The organism is Knoellia sp. S7-12 (genome assembly GCF_040518285.1).
Lineage (GTDB): Bacteria > Actinomycetota > Actinomycetes > Actinomycetales > Dermatophilaceae > Knoellia.
In genome coordinates this window covers 64,507-81,147 of sequence record NZ_CP155449.1, presented here as the reverse complement: position 1 = coordinate 81,147, position 16,641 = coordinate 64,507, and the positions used below count along the sequence as shown (strand labels likewise).

The 16,641-nt window shown below is 67.9% G+C and carries 22 protein-coding genes; 12 read left to right on the top strand and 10 right to left on the bottom strand.

Going from position 1 to position 16,641, the window contains the following annotated elements; all coding sequences use genetic code 11:
- Positions 1-2: 2 nt before the first annotated feature.
- The 4 genes from V6K52_RS00405 to V6K52_RS00390 form a co-directional block, all read right to left on the bottom strand.
- On the bottom strand, positions 3-524 hold the full coding sequence (locus V6K52_RS00405) for a hypothetical protein (protein ID WP_353951933.1): 522 nt from the start codon (positions 522-524) through the stop codon (positions 3-5).
- 57 nt (positions 525-581) lie between these two features.
- Complete coding sequence (locus V6K52_RS00400) at positions 582-1,805, bottom strand: toxic anion resistance protein (protein WP_353951932.1); 1,224 nt, start codon at positions 1,803-1,805, stop codon at positions 582-584.
- A 38-nt stretch (positions 1,806-1,843) separates the two neighbouring features.
- Positions 1,844-2,548 (bottom strand): LemA family protein, encoded by a 705-nt coding sequence (locus V6K52_RS00395; protein ID WP_353951931.1) that lies wholly within the window; start codon positions 2,546-2,548, stop codon positions 1,844-1,846.
- Positions 2,549-2,813: 265 nt separating this feature from the next.
- Complete coding sequence (locus tag V6K52_RS00390) at positions 2,814-3,476, bottom strand: TetR/AcrR family transcriptional regulator (protein ID WP_353951930.1); 663 nt, start codon at positions 3,474-3,476, stop codon at positions 2,814-2,816.
- Positions 3,477-3,587: 111 nt separating this feature from the next.
- On the opposite strand from V6K52_RS00390, the gene V6K52_RS00385 reads away from it, so the two are divergent.
- Positions 3,588-4,205, top strand: coding sequence for an NAD(P)-binding domain-containing protein (locus V6K52_RS00385; protein WP_353951929.1), 618 nt, complete (start codon positions 3,588-3,590; stop codon positions 4,203-4,205).
- A gap of 70 nt (positions 4,206-4,275) precedes the next feature.
- On the opposite strand, the gene V6K52_RS00380 is transcribed toward V6K52_RS00385, so the two are convergent.
- The 4 genes from V6K52_RS00380 to V6K52_RS00365 all read right to left on the bottom strand — a co-directional run bounded on the left by V6K52_RS00380 (position 4,276) and on the right by V6K52_RS00365 (position 7,033).
- Entirely contained in the window at positions 4,276-4,626 is a 351-nt protein-coding gene (locus V6K52_RS00380) for a YciI family protein (RefSeq protein ID WP_353951928.1), read from the bottom strand.
- A 75-nt stretch (positions 4,627-4,701) separates the two neighbouring features.
- Entirely contained in the window at positions 4,702-5,739 is a 1,038-nt protein-coding gene (locus V6K52_RS00375; protein WP_353951927.1) for an ABC transporter permease subunit, read from the bottom strand.
- On the bottom strand, positions 5,736-6,647 hold the full coding sequence (locus tag V6K52_RS00370; protein ID WP_353951926.1) for an ABC transporter ATP-binding protein: 912 nt from the start codon (positions 6,645-6,647) through the stop codon (positions 5,736-5,738). The genes V6K52_RS00375 and V6K52_RS00370 overlap by 4 nt, the downstream gene beginning before the upstream one ends.
- Entirely contained in the window at positions 6,644-7,033 is a 390-nt protein-coding gene (locus V6K52_RS00365) for a GntR family transcriptional regulator (protein ID WP_353951925.1), read from the bottom strand. The genes V6K52_RS00370 and V6K52_RS00365 overlap by 4 nt, the downstream gene beginning before the upstream one ends.
- A 122-nt stretch (positions 7,034-7,155) precedes the next feature.
- Between V6K52_RS00365 and V6K52_RS00360 the strand changes: the two genes are divergently transcribed.
- The 3 genes from V6K52_RS00360 (at position 7,156) to V6K52_RS00350 (ending at position 9,516) form a co-directional block, all read left to right on the top strand.
- The gene (locus tag V6K52_RS00360; protein ID WP_353951924.1) at positions 7,156-8,190 is read left to right on the top strand and encodes a helix-turn-helix domain-containing protein; all 1,035 of its coding nucleotides are present in this window, start codon (positions 7,156-7,158) and stop codon (positions 8,188-8,190) included.
- A 20-nt stretch (positions 8,191-8,210) separates the two neighbouring features.
- A complete protein-coding gene (locus V6K52_RS00355; protein WP_353951923.1) occupies positions 8,211-8,417 on the top strand; it encodes a hypothetical protein in 207 nt (68 codons plus the stop codon).
- Between the two features lie 307 nt (positions 8,418-8,724).
- A complete protein-coding gene (locus tag V6K52_RS00350) occupies positions 8,725-9,516 on the top strand; it encodes an aminoglycoside phosphotransferase (RefSeq protein ID WP_353951922.1) in 792 nt (263 codons plus the stop codon).
- A gap of 31 nt (positions 9,517-9,547) precedes the next feature.
- Here V6K52_RS00350 and V6K52_RS00345 read toward each other — a convergent pair whose 3' ends face one another.
- Positions 9,548-10,054, bottom strand: coding sequence for a hypothetical protein (locus tag V6K52_RS00345; protein WP_353951921.1), 507 nt, complete (start codon positions 10,052-10,054; stop codon positions 9,548-9,550).
- Positions 10,055-10,142: 88 nt separating this feature from the next.
- Here V6K52_RS00345 and V6K52_RS00340 point away from each other — a divergent pair, with 88 nt between their 5' ends.
- The 3 genes from V6K52_RS00340 to V6K52_RS00330 all read left to right on the top strand — a co-directional run bounded on the left by V6K52_RS00340 (position 10,143) and on the right by V6K52_RS00330 (position 11,567).
- Positions 10,143-10,439 carry a DUF3253 domain-containing protein gene (locus tag V6K52_RS00340; RefSeq protein ID WP_353951920.1) on the top strand — a complete coding sequence of 99 codons (297 nt, stop codon included), beginning with the start codon at positions 10,143-10,145 and terminating at the stop codon, positions 10,437-10,439.
- A gap of 124 nt (positions 10,440-10,563) precedes the next feature.
- Complete coding sequence (locus V6K52_RS00335) at positions 10,564-10,905, top strand: MmcQ/YjbR family DNA-binding protein (protein ID WP_353951919.1); 342 nt, start codon at positions 10,564-10,566, stop codon at positions 10,903-10,905.
- An 83-nt stretch (positions 10,906-10,988) separates the two neighbouring features.
- Positions 10,989-11,567, top strand: coding sequence for a dihydrofolate reductase family protein (locus V6K52_RS00330; protein ID WP_353951918.1), 579 nt, complete (start codon positions 10,989-10,991; stop codon positions 11,565-11,567).
- A 45-nt stretch (positions 11,568-11,612) separates the two neighbouring features.
- On the opposite strand, the gene V6K52_RS00325 is transcribed toward V6K52_RS00330, so the two are convergent.
- Positions 11,613-12,569 (bottom strand): SDR family NAD(P)-dependent oxidoreductase, encoded by a 957-nt coding sequence (locus tag V6K52_RS00325; RefSeq protein WP_353951917.1) that lies wholly within the window; start codon positions 12,567-12,569, stop codon positions 11,613-11,615.
- A gap of 136 nt (positions 12,570-12,705) precedes the next feature.
- Here V6K52_RS00325 and V6K52_RS00320 point away from each other — a divergent pair, with 136 nt between their 5' ends.
- The 5 genes from V6K52_RS00320 (at position 12,706) to V6K52_RS00300 (ending at position 16,638) form a co-directional block, all read left to right on the top strand.
- On the top strand, positions 12,706-13,461 hold the full coding sequence (locus V6K52_RS00320) for a helix-turn-helix domain-containing protein (protein ID WP_353951916.1): 756 nt from the start codon (positions 12,706-12,708) through the stop codon (positions 13,459-13,461).
- A gap of 55 nt (positions 13,462-13,516) precedes the next feature.
- Complete coding sequence (locus tag V6K52_RS00315) at positions 13,517-14,188, top strand: hypothetical protein (RefSeq protein ID WP_353951915.1); 672 nt, start codon at positions 13,517-13,519, stop codon at positions 14,186-14,188.
- A gap of 250 nt (positions 14,189-14,438) precedes the next feature.
- Positions 14,439-14,561, top strand: coding sequence for a hypothetical protein (locus V6K52_RS00310; protein WP_353951914.1), 123 nt, complete (start codon positions 14,439-14,441; stop codon positions 14,559-14,561).
- A 164-nt stretch (positions 14,562-14,725) separates the two neighbouring features.
- Complete coding sequence (locus V6K52_RS00305) at positions 14,726-15,961, top strand: DUF6544 family protein (protein ID WP_353951913.1); 1,236 nt, start codon at positions 14,726-14,728, stop codon at positions 15,959-15,961.
- Complete coding sequence (locus V6K52_RS00300; protein WP_353951912.1) at positions 15,958-16,638, top strand: hypothetical protein; 681 nt, start codon at positions 15,958-15,960, stop codon at positions 16,636-16,638. The genes V6K52_RS00305 and V6K52_RS00300 overlap by 4 nt, the downstream gene beginning before the upstream one ends.
- The last annotated feature ends 3 nt before the right edge of the window (positions 16,639-16,641 follow it).

Sequence of the window (16,641 nt, the reverse complement as noted above, 5' to 3'; positions counted from 1 at the left end):
GCTCACTCCAGGTCGAGGCTGTTGGTCGAGCGTGACGGTGGTGATCCATCAGACGACGGGCCGGGGACGGGAGTTCCCGAGGGCGCCTCGAGGGCGCCGCCACCAGTCGGTGCGCCGAACTTGGCCTCGAGGAAGCGGCCGTGGGCAATGAGCGCCTGGGCGTCGGAGCGGTTGGCGGCGTCGAGCACCTTGACCATCGTCGAACCGAGCAGCTCGAGCTGGTCGACGAGCATCATCAGGGCGGTCCGGCCGGCGTCGATCGGCCGCGTGTCAGCCCAGTCGCGCGGCAGCCGCAGGTAGCCGGCCACCGCCTCGGGGAGATAGCTCGTGGCCGTCGCGACCACGGCATACGCGTCGGCACTGCCCAGCCCGAGCGCGGCGAGACGGGGCAGCGTGGCTCGCACGAGTCGGTCGATCCGGTCCACCCGCGACCGGATGAGCGGCGAAGCCTTGGCCTCGACGAGCGCCGCGGACACCCGATCGAGCGAGCCCAGGACGTCGGCCTCGGTGGGCGCCGCGGGCACGCTGGAGGCCGGGGGATCGGGCTCCCCGCGAAACCAGTCCCGCAGGCCCACCGCGGCTCAGGACCCTTCGAGGTCGAGGTTCTGGGTCCCGCGGGCGTCCTGGTTGCGAGCGCGGGCGAGGTACTCGTTGGATTTGTCGACCTCGGTCTCGAGTACCCCGATCGTCTGGGCCATCGTGTCGAGGGCCTTCAGCTTGAACGTGTCGATGGAGTCCATGGTCTGGTAGATGTTCTGGAACGCGGCCTGCAGCTCGGCCACCCCGATCGTCGAGGACGCCGCCTGCTCCTGGATCTGGGCCGAGTTGTCGCGCAACATCTCGGACGTCCGCTGGATCATGCTCGACGTCGTGACGTTCAGCGCCGTGATCTGGTCGAGGACGAGTTTCTGGCTGCCGAGGGCCTGGGCGACGATGACCGCGGTCCGCAGGGCCGAGATCGTGGTGGTCGAGGCCCGGTCGACACCCTTGATCAGCTCGATGTTGTTCTTGATGATGATGTCGATCGCGAGATAGCTCTGGATCGAGACGGCGAGCTGGGTGAGCAGGTCCTGGTGCTTCTGACGCACATAGAACAGGACGTCCTGGGACAGCGCCCTGGCGGTGTCGGGGTCGCTCAGCTCGAGCTCGGCGATCTTGGCCGCGAGCCTGGTGTCGAGCCGTTCGGCGATGTAGATGTATTGGTTCAGCCGACCCATCGCGGCCCAGAGGTTGGTCTTCTCCAGGTTGAGGGCGACGTTGTCCTTGGTCAGCTCGTCCTGGCCGCTGCGCAGGCTGTGCAGGATGCCGTTGAGCTGGCTCTGCGCGGACTGGTAGCGCCGGAAGTAGTCGGTGACCTTGTCGCCGAACGGGATCATCCCGAGCAGCTTGCGGCCCCCGGTCATCTTCCCCGGGTCGAGGTCCTCGACCGTCCGACGCAGCTCGAGCAGGGTCTTGCCGACGTTGCTGCCCTGCGACAGCGCGCCCTCCTTGAGGGCCTGGACCGGCTTGTCGAGCAGCCGGTTGGACGTCTCGGCCGCGCGCCGGATGTCGGCGTCTCCCATGGTGCGGACGTTGTCGGCCTGCTGGGCGAACTCGGGGCTGCGCGGCGCGGCCTTGGTCAGGGCATCCATGAACGACTCGACCTTGGCGTCCAGACCGGGCACGGCCTCGGCGCTCACCTGGGGAGCCATCTTGGGCGCCTGGGTCTCGACGACCTGTTTGGGCGCCTCGGGAGCGGTCAGGGTGAGGCTCTGGTCGGGTGGCTGGAGTGGCGCGACGGCTGCGGATTCGTCAGTGGCTGACATTGGGTTTCCTTGTGGGAGTGGACGATCGCGTATGCCGGTCAGGCCGGCGGTTGCTCGGACGGGGGCTGGGACTGGGCTTGGACCGGGGGAGCCGGCGCTGACGGCGCTGCCGGCCCGGCTGGAGGCGCGGCCGGCGGCACGTCGGCCCCGACATACGACCCCGGCGGCGGGATGGTCGTGTCGCGCTGGCCGAAGTCGACCTTGACCGCTTCGCGCTCCCCACCCTGCGCCTCGAAGTATTCGGCCCGCTCGATGTTGAACATGCCCGCGACGATGTTGCTCGGGACCGACTCCACCTTGGTGTTGAGCTGGTTGACGACGTCGTTGTAGGAGCGCCGGACCGAGGCGATCCGGTCCTCGGTGCCGGTGAGTTCGGCCTGGAGGGCGAGGAAGTTCTGGTTGGCCTTGAGGTCGGGGTAGGCCTCCGCGACGGCGATGAGGCGGCCGAGGGCCTGGGTGAGCAGGCCTTCGCTCTGGGCCTGCTGGCTCGGCGACTGGCCGCCGGCCATGGCGGCGCCGCGGGCACTGATGACGTCTTCGAGGGTGCCTCGTTCGTGCGCGGCATACCCCTTGACCGTCTCGACGAGGTTGCCGATCAGGTCGTGCCGGCGCGTGAGCTCGACGTCGATCTGCCGCCAGGACTCCTCGACGCTGTTGCGGAGCTTGATCAGGCCGTTGTAGATCCCGACCGCGACGAGCGCGAGCAGAACGACGATGACGAGAACGACGATGAGCGCCTTCACGTGCGCTCCCTCCGAGTAGGTGACCTGTCCGAACTCAATCCTATGCGTGGCGCACGGACCCGTATCGGGTTCAGCGTTCGTCGGGGCCTGTCAGCCACTGTCGGGTGGAAAGCTACCGGCGCTGCTGGGCTGACGACCTGTGCAAAGAGACGTGCCTTTGCGTCAACACACGAAGCAAAGACACGTCCTTCTCGGGTATGCCGTCCGCTCGCCTCACGCTGTGTGGTGGCGGTCAGTCCTGCGTGTCCGATCCGGCGAGCAGCTGCTACTTCGCGTCGCGGAGATGGACCATGGCGTCGTAGAGCTGAGCGGACGTCATGGGTGGGTCGGCAATCGGGTGTGCCCGCTCAGCCCGGTAGGCATCGAGCATCAGGTGGAGCTGACGCCGCCAGGCGTCGGGGGCTGTCGTGCCGGTGGCGTCGATGATTCGGCCGTTCGCCCAGATGAGGTTGACGATGTCGGCCTGGGTGATGTCGGGGCGGGCCGCGCCGACATCCTGGGCTCGCGTGAGGACGTCCTCGATCTGCTGGCACATCTCGTCGTGGATCCGCTCAGTCTCGGCGCTGTCGGTGAAGCGGCGCGAGAGGAAGTCGCTGAAACCTCTGTTCCCGACCTGCATGCCGAACAGGTTCTCCAGGTAGGCGACGAAGGCCTCCCATGGGTCGTCCATCTCAAGGGCGCGCCCAGCGCGGTCGAGGAACTCCTGAAGTCGGGGTCTCAAGGCGGCCACGAGCAGGTCCAGACGCGATGGGAAGTGGCGATACAGCGTGCCGATCGACACTCCGGCATCGCGCGCGATCTTCTCCAGGGACGCATCGACACCGCGCGCGGCGAACTCGTGCTGCGCCGCCCCGATGAGCTTGTCGCGGCTCTCTCGAGCGTCGCGGCGCATGGGTCGCTGCACCTGCTCGACGTCGCCATGACTCATCTCTCCAGCCTACCGGAATAGATCGAGGCACCCCTCCGGTTACATCCACCAGCACTAACCGGAGGGGTGCCTCACCTTGACGGTCCGGACTTCACGAAGGGCACATTCATCATGACAACCATCAGCATCATCGGATCCGGCAACATGGCCGCCGCCATCGGCACCAGGGCCGTGAAGCACGGCCACACCGTCGAGCTCCTGAGCCGCAACACCGCCAGCGCCCAGGCACTCGCCGACCAGATCGGCGACGGAGCCACCGTCGGCACGTTCGGGGCACGGCCAGCAGGTGACATCGTCGTCGTGGCCGTCCTGGCTGGCGGCGCGGTCGACGTGGTGTCGCACCACGGCGATGCACTGGCCGGCAAGATCCTCGTGGACATCACCAACCCGTTCACCGCCGACGGCAGCGGACTCGCGAGCACCGCGGGCAACTCGGTGGCCGAGCAGATCGCCGCAACCGCCCCCGACAGCGCACAGGTAGTCAAGGCGTTCAACACGCTCTTCGGCCACGTCCTCGCGCAGGACAAGCCCGTGGACGGGTTCCTTGCCGGCGACAGCGCCGAGGCCAAGGCACAGGTCGCGGCATTCATGCAGAGCCTGGACGTGCGGCCCCTCGACGCAGGGCCGCTCACCATGGCCCACGCCCTCGAATGGGCCGGCCTCCTCCTGGTGGGCGTGGCCCGCAGCGGCGCGGGCTTCGACCTCGCTCTGGGCGCCGAAGTCGTGTGACCCAGGACGGACAAACGGTGAGTATGCCGCCCGCTCGCGCGGGCGGCATACTCACCGTTTTGTGGTGGAGTCAGTCCGGTTTGGGCCCGAAGCGACGGACCTCCTGCGGCCAGCCACATCCCCGCGCAAGTTTGCCGGCCCACATCTTCGCGGTCTCGTCGTCCGGCACGTTGATGACGGTGAACCCGCCGAGGACCTCCGTCGTCTCGGCGAACGGCCCGTCGGTGATCACGACCTCCCCGCTCGTCGCGTCGGCCGAGTATGCCGGTCCGTCCTCCTCGAGCCCACCGGCGAAGACGTAGACGCCCGCCTCCTGCAGCTCGCGAACAACGGCCATCGAAGGCTCGACACGAGAGCGGAACCAGTCCTCGCTGTGGTCACCGACCCACTGCTGGTTGAAGTAGATGAGGTACTCGGCCATGGCTGGCTCCTCGTGTCGTGGCGGACCTGATGTCCGCGTCACCTCGATGACGAACGAGGTGGCGCGGAATCGACACTAGGAGAGCCTGCGCCTCGTCCACCAGAAGGCGAGGCCGGCGAGCAGGGCCGACGCACCGGCATACAGTCCGGTTTCTGCCCACTGGAGCGGCCAGAAGTGGGAGACCGGCTGGACGACCACACGCTGTTGGTAGCCCTCGGACGCGAGCCGACTGAAGCACGCGTCGAGCGTGTCCGCGGGAGACTGCACCGGTGCATCGGGCGCACCCTCACCCGGTCGCGGCGGCCGCGGCATGCAGTCGGCAAACCACGCGGGCAGTCCGGTCACCTGACCGGCTGAGTTGATGGTCTCGTTCTCGATCACCCAGTCGCTGGGGTCGGCCGCCTTGGCCTGAAACTCGATGTCGTCGCTGCCCCCTTGGGTGCCGAGTCCTGCCATCGTCTCCATCGAGATCGCGACGGTCTGGGTCTCCGTCGGGACCAGGTGCGGTCGCACGAGGAAGGGAACCGCGATCTGGGCGGCCACATAGACCGCCAGCGTCAGCGCCATCGCCAGGAGCGAGCGACGCAGCAGGACGCCGAGGGTGACTCCGAGGACCAGCGCGAAGACGGCATACGAGATCGGCACGATGCCGCGCATGGCAAACGCCACGGGAGCCAGGCGCGACGGCAGACTGCCTCGTGTCTCACTCTGGATCCCGTCCAGCGGGATGGTCCACCAGGTGATCGCCAGCGTGAGCGTCCCGACGGCCACCGCCGTCGCGAGGATGGCGACGCCGAGCTTGACGGCGAGCCAGCGGGTGCGGGTCACCGACTGGTTCCAGGCCAGCCGATGCGTGCCGTTCTCGAGCTCCCGGGCCACCAGCGGTGCGCCCCAGAAGATCCCGATCAGCGCGGGTACGACGGCGATCACCGCGATGCCGGAGTAGTAGGTGAACCGGTCGAACTCGGTCAGCTGGGTGAAGATGGTGCCGTCCACCGGTGTCAGGTCGGCAAGGCGCGGCCCGGTCACGGCGAGGACGACAGCGGCAGCAGCGACCAGCGCATAGATCGCGAGGAACTGCGTGCGGATCTGCCGCCAGATCAACCAGGTCATCCCAGCACCTCCAGGGTCGGTCGGGTCGCTTCGATCGGTCGTGTCGAGACGGGGCGCGCCGCCTGTTCCATGTAGGCCAGCACGAGGTCCTCCAGATCGAGCGCGCCCACCGACCAAGCCGGGTCGAGAACCGGCGCGTCGGTACGGATGACGAACGTGGACTGGCGATCGGTGTGGCTCTCGGCGACCACGTACTGGTCCGACGGCAGGCTCGCCGCGTCACGCCGCGGCCCGGTCAGCCGGTGGTGGCTCGCGAGCAGCGACTCGACGTCGCCCTCCACCCGCACCTCGGAGTCGACGAGGACGACGACGTGGTCGCACACGCGCTCGAGGTCGGAGACCACGTGCGAGGAGAGCAGCACGCTGAGCTCGTGTTCGGCGACGGCCTCCATGAGCGCCTGCAGGAACTCACGCCGTGCCAGCGGGTCGAGGCTGGCGACGGGCTCGTCGAGGATGAGCAGGTCCGGACGCTTGGCGAGTCCGAGGGTGAGAGCGAGCTGCGCCCGCTGTCCGCCGGAGAGCTTGCCGGCCTTCTGCTTCGGGTCGAGCCCGAGGTGGTCGATGCGGGCCTGCGCGATGGACGCGTCCCAGCGCGGGTTGAGATGCGCGCCCATCCTGAGGTGGTCGGCGATGCTGAGCCCGGCATAGGTCGGGGTGTCCTGGGCGACGTAGCCGACCTTGGCCAGCTGGGCCGCATCTGCTGCCGGGCGACCACCACAGACCTCGATGGTGCCCTCGGTCGGCTCGAGCATCCCGACCGCCAGGTTGAGCAGGGTGGTCTTGCCGGCGCCGTTCGGTCCGACGAGGCCGGTGACGCAACCCTGCGGGATGTCGAGCGTGCAGTCCTTCAGGGCCCAGGTGCGGCGGTAGCGCTTGCCCAGTCCACGCGCCGCGAGGATCGCGCTCATGCTATTTCCTCGTCGGCGGAGCGAAAGCTACTGGTGAACAGGTCCTCGATGCTCTCGTCGTCGAGGCCCGCCTGCCGGGCCTTCGCGAGCCACTTGGCGAGGTCGCGGCGCAGTGGCTCGTGAGCGGCCAGCGAGGAGCTGGCCAGCGTCCGCGTCACGAAGGTGCCGACACCGGGGCGGGCGGCGACCAAACCGTCGCGCTCCAGCTCTCGATAGGCCTTGAGCACCGTGTTGGGGTTGATCGCCAGGCGGGCGACGACGTCCTTGACGGTGGGCAGCTGATCCCCCTTCTCCAGGAGGCCGAGGCGGAGTGCCCGGCGCACCTGCTGGACCACCTGGAGATAGGGCGAGACACCAGATCGCGCGTCCAACGAAAACTCGATCATCAGAACCTCATTCCACTAGGTAACTAGCAGAATAGTTCAATGGCCCAGGGGTGACAAGAGGCGACGCCGAGATTGCTCAAATGGCCTGCGGGGCAGCACCGCTCGGTTCTACGCTGGTGTGCATGCTCGGCCATGCCGATCGCACCTGGCACACGCACGACATCGACACCTCCGACCAGTTCTCTGCGTGGGAGGCAATGGCGGCGGAACCCTTCGCTCCCGTGACCCTGAGCCGGCCTCGCGAGGACGCGATTCACGACGACCAGGACGACCCCGCCACGGCCGGGTTCCTCACGAGCTGCGCTGCCCACACTGTCGGCGATCTCGGTGTGGCCTGGCTCGACTCAGGTGCCCAACGCGTCGAACGCTCATCACGGCAGATCGGGCAACGGGCCAACGGTGTCTACTTCCTCAACCTCCCCCTCGCCGGCAAGGGAATCGCCGTCCAGGACGGGCGGCTGAGCGTCACGCGTGCCGGAGACTTCGTCCTCATCCACGGCGACCGGCCGTTCACCCTCGACTTCGAATCGCGCTTCGAGCAGATCGCGATCACCATCCCCCGCGAGCTCATGGATCCGCTCCTGGCAGAACCGAAGAAGTCGAATTGTGTTGTCGTCAAGGGTGATTCGGGTGCCGGAGCAATCGCTTCAGCCACGATCCAGTCACTCGCGGCGCAGCGCACGCCCTTCACCGTGCGGGAGATGCAGGGGATCACCACGCACGTCGTCGGCCTCATCGCCCTGGCTCTCAGTGAAGCGGTCCAGCAGTCGCCGACGCCACTGCGAGTCCACCGCTTCCAATGCATCCTCGACGTGGTGGACCGCCGCCTCTGCGACCCGGACCTCACCCCGACCGACGTCGCTCGGGAGCTCTCGATCTCGCTGAGCTACCTGACCAAGCTCTTCGCCGAACACGGCATGAGCTTCGGGCGCACCGTCCTGGCCCGAAGGCTCGATCGGGCCAACGCCCTCCTCAGCCTCGGCGACTCAGCAGGCAGCGTGACCCACGTGGCCACGGCCTGCGGCTTCCACGACTCGGCGTACTTCTCACGCGCCTACCGCGCCCGGTTTGGACTCACGCCCAGCGAGCGGCGCGCGTCCATCGGCACGAGCGCTGACGGCATACGCCGCTTGTCCAGAAGCATCGGTGGGACGTGATCCCTGGGCACGCCCCACCGATGTGCTCACGCCCCACCGATGTGCTCGAGAGGGAATCCGACGGTCAGGCTCAGCAGTCGACCAACTCGGCTCCCTCGATCCACGTCATGACCATCGTCACGGGCAGCTCGGAGCCGGCATTGAAGTACTCGACGCCGACGTTGTTGGCACCGTTCGGGTTCGTGCGACCGGTCGGCGGCGTCGCAGTCGCGGCGATAGAGAGATGAGTTCCTCCTGTGGGTGGATGCGCTGGTGCCGACCTGCCGGTGCTCCCTGCCGCACCGGCACTGACCCGATCGTGCTCCCGCGATCCCGCGGCCGTCTTGGACCAGCCCGCACTCCCACTGGGACGAGAGCGCACAACTCGGCCATTGACACACCTTCGACCGGAGAGCCGGCCTTTCGCCTCGTCGTCACGGGAACGGGACCGACCCTGGTCACCGACGACGGGACAGTGACAGCGCCCCTCGACGCGCTCGCCCCGTGACATGTGGCTCGGCCGATCCACACCCGCAAATGCGAGATGCTGTCGGTGTGCAGCCTTCGCCGGATGTCTTCGACCTGTTTGCGGTGCCGGACGACGCCGTGCCGCTCGACGGCGGGCAGGGGCATTCAGTCCTTGCCGGCGATCTTGTCCTCTCGCCCGGCCGCAGCCAACGGCTTGCGCAGTGGCTCAACCCGATCATCGCGCCGCTCTCGGCTGAACTCGACCACGAGCGGCCGCGCTCGCTGCGCCTCGCCATGCCCATCCCGACGCGCGACCTCAAATGGGTGGCACACGGTTGGGGCGCAACGCGATTCGAACCCGATACGCGACCGTGCACAGACCTCGATGTCCTTCTCGCCACCGGGCGCCTCCTCCACGCGCGACTCGCGGCCAAGGTCACAACGGCACCACTCGGCATACACAGCCGCGATGATCGCTGGGCCCAAGCGGAGCGGATCGCATTCGGTGAGAGCCAGCCGACCGGCATACCCACTGTTGTTGGAGCGCTCGTCTCCCGGCTCGTGGCCGAGCTCGACAGGACCAGCCTGGGACCCGACCAGCTCGTCCACGGCGACCTCGCCGGCAACGTCCTCCTCGACGCGACAGGGATCCCGATGGTGATCGACGTGTCGCCCTATTGGCGGCCAGCGCTCTGGGCCGAGGCCGTCTGCGTCCTCGACGCCGTGATGTGGATGGGCGCCGATCCAACGGTGATGGGCGCATGGTCCGGGGGAGCGAGACGACAAGCCGTCCTTCGAGCCGCGCTCTTCCGGATCCTCAGCGACGAGGACCCTGACGTGTCGAGCTATGAACGCGCCCTCGCGAACGGACCGCGCTGAGGGATTGGCCCTGTCCCCGGATCCCCAGCGCTCACCGACCCGCGAGGACTCGCGTCTCCCGACGGTCCGGGTCCCACCGGCGCAACCCGGCCACGACCACACCATTCAGACGCGACCCAGCAGCCACCTCCAGGACGCGCCCCAGGTCACCGGCCGCGACCCGGCGCGCCAACGTCACGTGCGCCACCCAGCCTCCATCGGCACCGCTGATGTGCCCCCGCACCTCGCCCACTGCCGCGAGCGTCTCGAGATCGGGCAGCACCAGCCGCGCCACGGCGAACGGCCCGCCGCCGAACACCACCACCCCTGCCACCGAGAGTGTCCGAGGAAGCAGGGGACCCAGCCGCTCCCCAGCGACCGGCTCGACCGCGTCGACGGCCTCGCGATCCGCAGACAGCACCGTGATGTGCGGCGCGTTGCTCGCGCTGTGATGCTGCGCCTGCGACGGCAGGCCCGCCGCGACGAGTGCCGCCCACTCATCGCGGATCCGCGCGTCGGACGCGACGTCGAGCACCATCTCCAGGGCATGCATGGGCACGCTGTCACTCTCGCATGCAGGCGACTTGCCACGCCTGATCCCACGGGGCGGGTGGTGCGGTGGGCGTGCCGTCCGTAGCGTCGACACCATGAGCGACTCCACGCCGGCACGCCTCGAGCACGCCATCCTCGACCTGCTCACCCACCGCGCGGCGGACGCGACGATCTGCCCGAGCGAGGCGGCTCGCCAGGTCGGCGACGACGACTGGCGCGACCTCATGCAGCCCGCGCGGGAGGCGGTCGCGAGGCTTGCCGGGGCCGGACTGGTCGCTGCCACCCAGGCCGGCGCCACCGTCGACGCCCTCACCGCCACCGGCCCCATCCGCGTGGCCGCCCGCCAGCCCCACTCCGTCCTCAAGAGCCACCTCGACAGCGACGGCCACTGAGCCACCCAGCTTCGCGCCTCTTCGCCTCCCCAAGCCGCCCGCGACCTCACCCATCCAACACACCACCGCAAAGGAACCGTGCTGGGGGATTGGCGCCCTTGGTGGACGGTGCCACTCTGGATGTATGCCGGTCACGATCGATGACGTTCGCCGGGTGGTGGACAGGCTGCCTCGCAGCTACGAGGCGATCGTGCGCGACCGGGTGAAATTCCGGGTCGGGAGCATCGTGTGGCTTGCGTTCAACCAGGAGGAGACGCAGATGGGGTTCGCGTTCCCCAAGGAGGAGCGCGCTGCCCTGGTCGAGAGCGAGCCCGACGTGTTCTTCATGCCGCGCCCATCGGACATGCGCTTCAACTGGGTCGAGTGCCGCCTGGACCAGCTGGATGAGGCGCGAATGCGTGAGCTCGTCCTCGATGCCTGGCGGATGGTCGTGCCGCAGAAGCTCTGGCCCCACGTCGACGGCTGACTGGCTGAGTGTCGTATCGGGCCTTGCCCGTTCGTAGGTGAAGAGAGGCAGCCATTCGGGCTGCCTGACACGAGGAGGACACCATGACCGCCAGCTTCACCTTCGACGTCCTGTCCACCCTCGACGGCTACGGGTCCTATGGCCCCGCTGGCGACTGGGGCGGCTACTGGGGCAAACACGGGCCCGAGTTCCTCGAGCACCGCCTCGCGCAATACAGCCAGCCCCAACGGATGGTCCTCGGCGCCAACACCTACCGGGAGTTCGTCGAGATGCTGGGCCCGCTCGACGAGGCCGGAGAGCTCGACCCGATCAACACCGCGATGGTCAACCTGCCGACCACTGTCATCTCAAGCACTCTCGAAGGACCCCTCGACTGGCCGAACGCCGTTGTCGCCAGCGGCAATGCCGTCGACGTCGTCGCCCGGCTCAAGGAGGACTCACCGGTCCCGCTCCGTTCGCACGGCAGCCTGTCGATGAACCGGGCACTGATGGCCGCCGGACTCGTCGACCGCGTCCAGGTGACGCTCTTCCCCGTGGTCTCAGGTCAGACCGGGACGGACCCGATCTTCGCGGGGGCGGCCGACTTCGACCTCGAGTTGCTCGAGAGCCGCACCCTCGACGGCTCCATCCAGGAGCTCATCTATCGCCCGACCCTGCACTGACCTCCCGCGGCCCGGCGCCTTCGGGTGAGCGCCACGAGGCACCGATCAGGGGCTGACATCAAGTGCGGTGGCCACCCACTGCCACACGCGTCGGCGCTCGTCCGAGGTGGGACTGTTCCTGCCCAGATAGGCAGTGGGCCGCTGGCGTCGGTCCATCCAGAGCTCTCCGCCGCGCGGTCGAGGAGTGGAGGCGACGAGCCACGTCGTCGTGTCCGCGCCGGAATCAGCGTCACGCAGGATCGGCCCCAGGACCTTGTCGAACGTCGGCAAGGACTCGGTCACGCCAGGGGTGGCAGCCCAGCCCGGGTGCATCGCATAGACGGCGACGCCGTCAGCTGCCCAACGGGTTGTGAGGATCGGCAGTAGTTCCACTTGGGCGCGCTTGCTCTTGGCGTATGCCGTGGCACCGGAGTACTCGCCGCTCACGTATTCGGGGTCGTCGGCGGGGAGCTTCTGGGCATACATGCCACCAGAAGTGACGAGGACGACCCGAGCCTCATGCCCGGCGAGGACCGGCAGCAGGAGCTCGGTGAGCAGGACCGGCCCAAGGACGTGCAGCGACATCGACAGCTCGTGACCCTGCGGCGACTCGGTGCGCTGGGGCGGCATCGCGCCCGCGTTGTGGACGAGGGCGTGGAGCACAGGCACCTCCGCCACGATGCGGGCGGCGCACTCGCGCACGCTCTCGAGATCGCCCAGGTCGCACACCCACGTCGTCGACGGCCCGGGCAGATCGGCAGCGACCTGGGCCGCCTTGTCGGGGTTGCGCACGATGAGATGGACGTGCGCGCCGAGCTCACTGAGCTGGCGGGCCGTCGCGATCCCGAGGCCGGACGTGGCGCCGGTGACGGCGACGTGGCGACCCGCGAGCGCCCCCGCGGCAGGGTCCGCCGGCCACGTCGGAAGGCGACGGCGGACGGCATACCCAATGCTGGAAAAACCGGGAACAACGGCTCGGTCGAGCACGGTGTCGAGAGCGCGGGCCAGGGGTCGCAGGGTCATCCTTCGACCTTAGGCCGTGTTCGGAAGGGTCCGCGGCCCATCGATCCGTACGCTTCACCGAGTGACATTGCAGGAAACCTATAAGTGTTTATATGATTGCTGCAACCCTTTAAGAACTTATAGGAAAGTGGAAATCATGTCCGACGAACGAGTGAGTGTGGCTGAGGCTGCCGAGATCCTCGGCGTCCACCCGCAGCGCATCCACCAGCGCATCCGGGGAGGCTCTCTTCCCGCGTCGAAGGTCGGGAAGCAGTGGGCCGTCGAAAGGAACGACCTGCGTCGCCTCGAGCGCCACTCCGGTCCTGGGCGTCCCTTGTCCGCGAAGTCCGCATGGGACCTACTCTCTGTCGCGCTCGGCGACAAAGCGGCCTCAGAACTCAGCCCTTCTGCTCGGTCACGCGCTCGGTCGCGCCTGGTGAATCTCCACGCTCAGGCATCCTCCGCCGATCTCGAGGACTCCGCAGCCCAGCTTGTGAACGCCATGCGCAACCGTGCCGGTCGGGCCCTCTTCATCGCCTCCGTGCGAGACCTGCCGGACCTCAGGGCCGACGAGCGCGTCCACCTCTCCGGCGTTTCACTTCCCGAGTCGGGGATGTCAGCCGGCGATGCCGCTGAAGGTTACGTGTCTATCGAGGACCTAGACGCCCTCGTCGACGACCACTTGCTCTCTCCCGCTCCTCGCTCTCGCGCCAACGTCATCCTTCACGTCGTGCCGTCCGAGGTTCAAAGTCCGGCCCTCGACGATGTAGCCCGGTCACCACTTGCGCTGGCCGCCGACTTGGCTGAGCACGACGGCATCCGCGAGAAGAGCGCAGCCATGCGCTCAGTCGCTGACCTGCACGCTTTGCTCGTCGCTCGCGAAGCAGATGTCATCGGGCCCCGTCGTGACTGAGCCCGTCGAACTGCCGGTCATGGTCCAACCTCAGATGGACTCTTGGTACGCCCTCATGGACCTCTCCGAGCGCCTTGACTCCGGCTGGGCCCTCATCGGCGGCCAACTCGTGCATTTGCACTGCGCCGAGCGCGGCTTTTCGCCGACCAGGCCGACCAACGATGTCGACACGGTCGTAGACGTCCGGGCTTCCCCAGCAATACTCGCGCAATTCACTGGCGCTCTGAAAGACATGGGCTTCACGCCCGAGACCACCGGTGATGGCGCCCAGCACCGCTGGTGCCGAGGCCAGGCACAGATCGACGTGCTCATCCCTGAAGGCATTGGTGAAGTCGCGGCGGCTCGCCTCGGCGCCGGCGGAGCCCCGACCGTCTCGGCGCCTGGCACCTCGCAGGCCCTCGCTCGAACGGAGCGTGTCATCGTTCAAGCCATGGGCCGGACCGGCGCCATCTTGCGCCCCAATCTGGTCGGAGCCCTCGTGGGCAAGGCCGCAGCCCGCACCAAAATCGCCTCGGACCGGGCCAGTACGCGCCACTGCACCGATTTCGTGGTGCTGGCGAACCTCGTCTCGGCGCGCGACTTCCGCGAGACCCAATTGGGGCAGAAGGATCGTCGACGGCTGCGCAGGATGCTCATCAAATGCCGTCAGGACAGTTCTGCGATGTCGGTTGAGAACGCTGCCGAGGCCCTCGACAGACTGGAGCGGGCCGCGAAGTTAAACGACTGACCGAACGCCTGCCACTCCCAAAACGCGCTCTTCATCTTCTTCATCTTCTTCATCTTCTTCATCATCGAGACACGAGTCTCGCCTCCGGCCTCGCCCGGTCGTAGGTGAAGGCCGAGACGAGACTCCAACCCGATTGAGGCGACGGCGCTTGAAGAACGTCCTGTGACCGGGGACTCGGAGGCGGAGGCGGACCATGGCCTCATGGGCGTCGTCGAGTTCGAGGTGACGCGCACTGTCCGTGCGCCGATCGATGACGTCCCACTGGTGGGACACGTCCAAGGCGGGCAGGCTCCACGCCAAGGGGTGGCCCGGATACTCGCTCGAGCCGGCCAGCGAGGGCTCGACGCTCGTGCGTCACCACGCCAAGATGTAGACCTATGGTGCCTACCAGTTGGCGACGCCGATGTTCCGTCTGGTTGGGCTGAGAGAGCGCACCGCCACGATGAACGCGCTCACGGCATCGTTCGAATCGGGTTGACCCAGAGCCCGGGACGTTCGCCTCTGTCCGGCTGGACCGGGCTGCCTGAGGGTTGAGGCATGGATGAAGTCAGTGTGAGCGTGGGAGCGACGGTCCTCGGGCTCGGCGCGCCCGTGAACACCGTCATCCGCTGGTCGCTCGCCGCCGTCGTGGTCGGCCATGGACTCATCCACCTCCTGGGAGCAGCCAAGGGCCTGGGCTGGTCGGCCATCCCTCAGCTCAAAGAACCTATTGGTGCTCAGGCAGGAGCGTTGTGGTTGCTGGCTGCGGCGCTCGTGGTGACCGTTGGTGGCCTGCTTGCCGCCGGGAAGCCGACGTGGTGGTGGACCCTGGCCCTTGTCGCTGCAGCTGTCTCGCAACTGGCGATCATCACCTCGTGGAGCGACGCGAAGGCGGGCACGGCGGCGAACATCGTGCTGGTCCTGGCGGCGGCATACCTCTTGGCTTCCGTGGGACCGGGCAGCTTCCACGCCCAGTGGGACACGCAGTCCACGCAGGCTCTGGCTGCGACCAGTCCAGGCTCCGCTCTCGTGACCGAGGCTGATCTGGTTGATTTGCCGGGACCCCTCGCGGCCTACATCGCTCGATCGGGAGCAGTGGGCCAGCCTCGGGTGACCAGCTTCGAGGCGACCTTCCACGGCCGGATCCGCAGCGGCCCCCAGGAGGCCTGGATGCCGTTCACCGGCCGTCAGGTCAACACCTACGGCCCACGACCGCAGCGGCTGTTCATCATGGACGCGACGCGGTCCGGGCTGCCTGTCACCGTCCTGCACCAGTTCGAGGACGCCACCGCCAGAATGCGGGTCAAGGTGCTGTCACTGGTCCCCGTCGTCGACGCCGTGGGTCCGGAGATGAACCAGGGCGAGACGGTCACCGTGTTCAACGACCTGGTGGTGATGGCTCCCGGGGCGATCATCGGCGCTCCCATCCGATGGACCGCCATCGACGACCACCACGTTCGCGGCGTCTTCACCGACGCTGGTCAGAGCGTGACGGCTGTGTTGACGTTCGATTCCGACCACGACCTGGTGGACTTCGTCTCGCAGGACCGGTTCCGGGCGTCGGCCGACGGCACGTCGTTCGTGTCGCAGCCGTGGTCGACGCCGCTGTCCGCACACCGCGACCTCAACGGGCGGCGAATCTTCGCGCATGGCGAAGGGCGTTGGACCGCAACACTTCCCGACGGGCCGTTCACCTATCTGGAGTTCGACCTCGATGACATTTCGTACAACCCACAACACCTCGACAACGCGGCAGCGGGACAGCCGCAGGTGCCTGCCGTCGCGGCGCCATGAGCACAGAGCCGGTTTTCTCTGGCCTGGCAGGGCGGGCCAAGCAGGAAGGGACGCCCTCGAGCGTCGACCTCTACTGGCTTCCGTTGGGCTCGGGAGAAGGCGGACGATGCGTGCGGAGCAGTGGGCGCACGTACGAGGCGCTCACCGCGCTTCGGCATGACCGAGCCCCCATGGACCTCTATCACTCGGCCTTGATCGTGCATCTTGACGGAGTCGCGTTCACGATCGAGATGACCCCGGTGTGGGCGGTCACGACCGTTGACCGAGGAGTCGTGGGTGAAGGTGCGGTGGGCCTGCCGTTTCTTGGCCGTGCCCGCCTGTTCCGATATGAAGTCCGATGCTGGGAGGGCGGCACCATCCCGGACCTAGCGGCGGCGGTCGACAGCCCTCGACGCGTGAGCCACGACGAGCAACTGGCCCGTCGGGTCGTGGACCTCGTCCCGTCCTTCCCGTGCGCGACCTGGGGTCGTGATGAGCAAGGGGCCGGTGAGATGTGGAACTCCAACTCCCTGACCTCCTGGCTGCTTGCCCGCAGCGGCCACGACACGGGCGCGCCAGTGACTCGACCGCCGTCCGGTGGTCGCGCCCCTGGTTGGGCGGCCGGGCTGGTCGTGGCCACCCGACAGGGCCGGCTCGCCCCGGATCATCCCCAGAACGCAAGAAACCCCGAACCCTGAGGG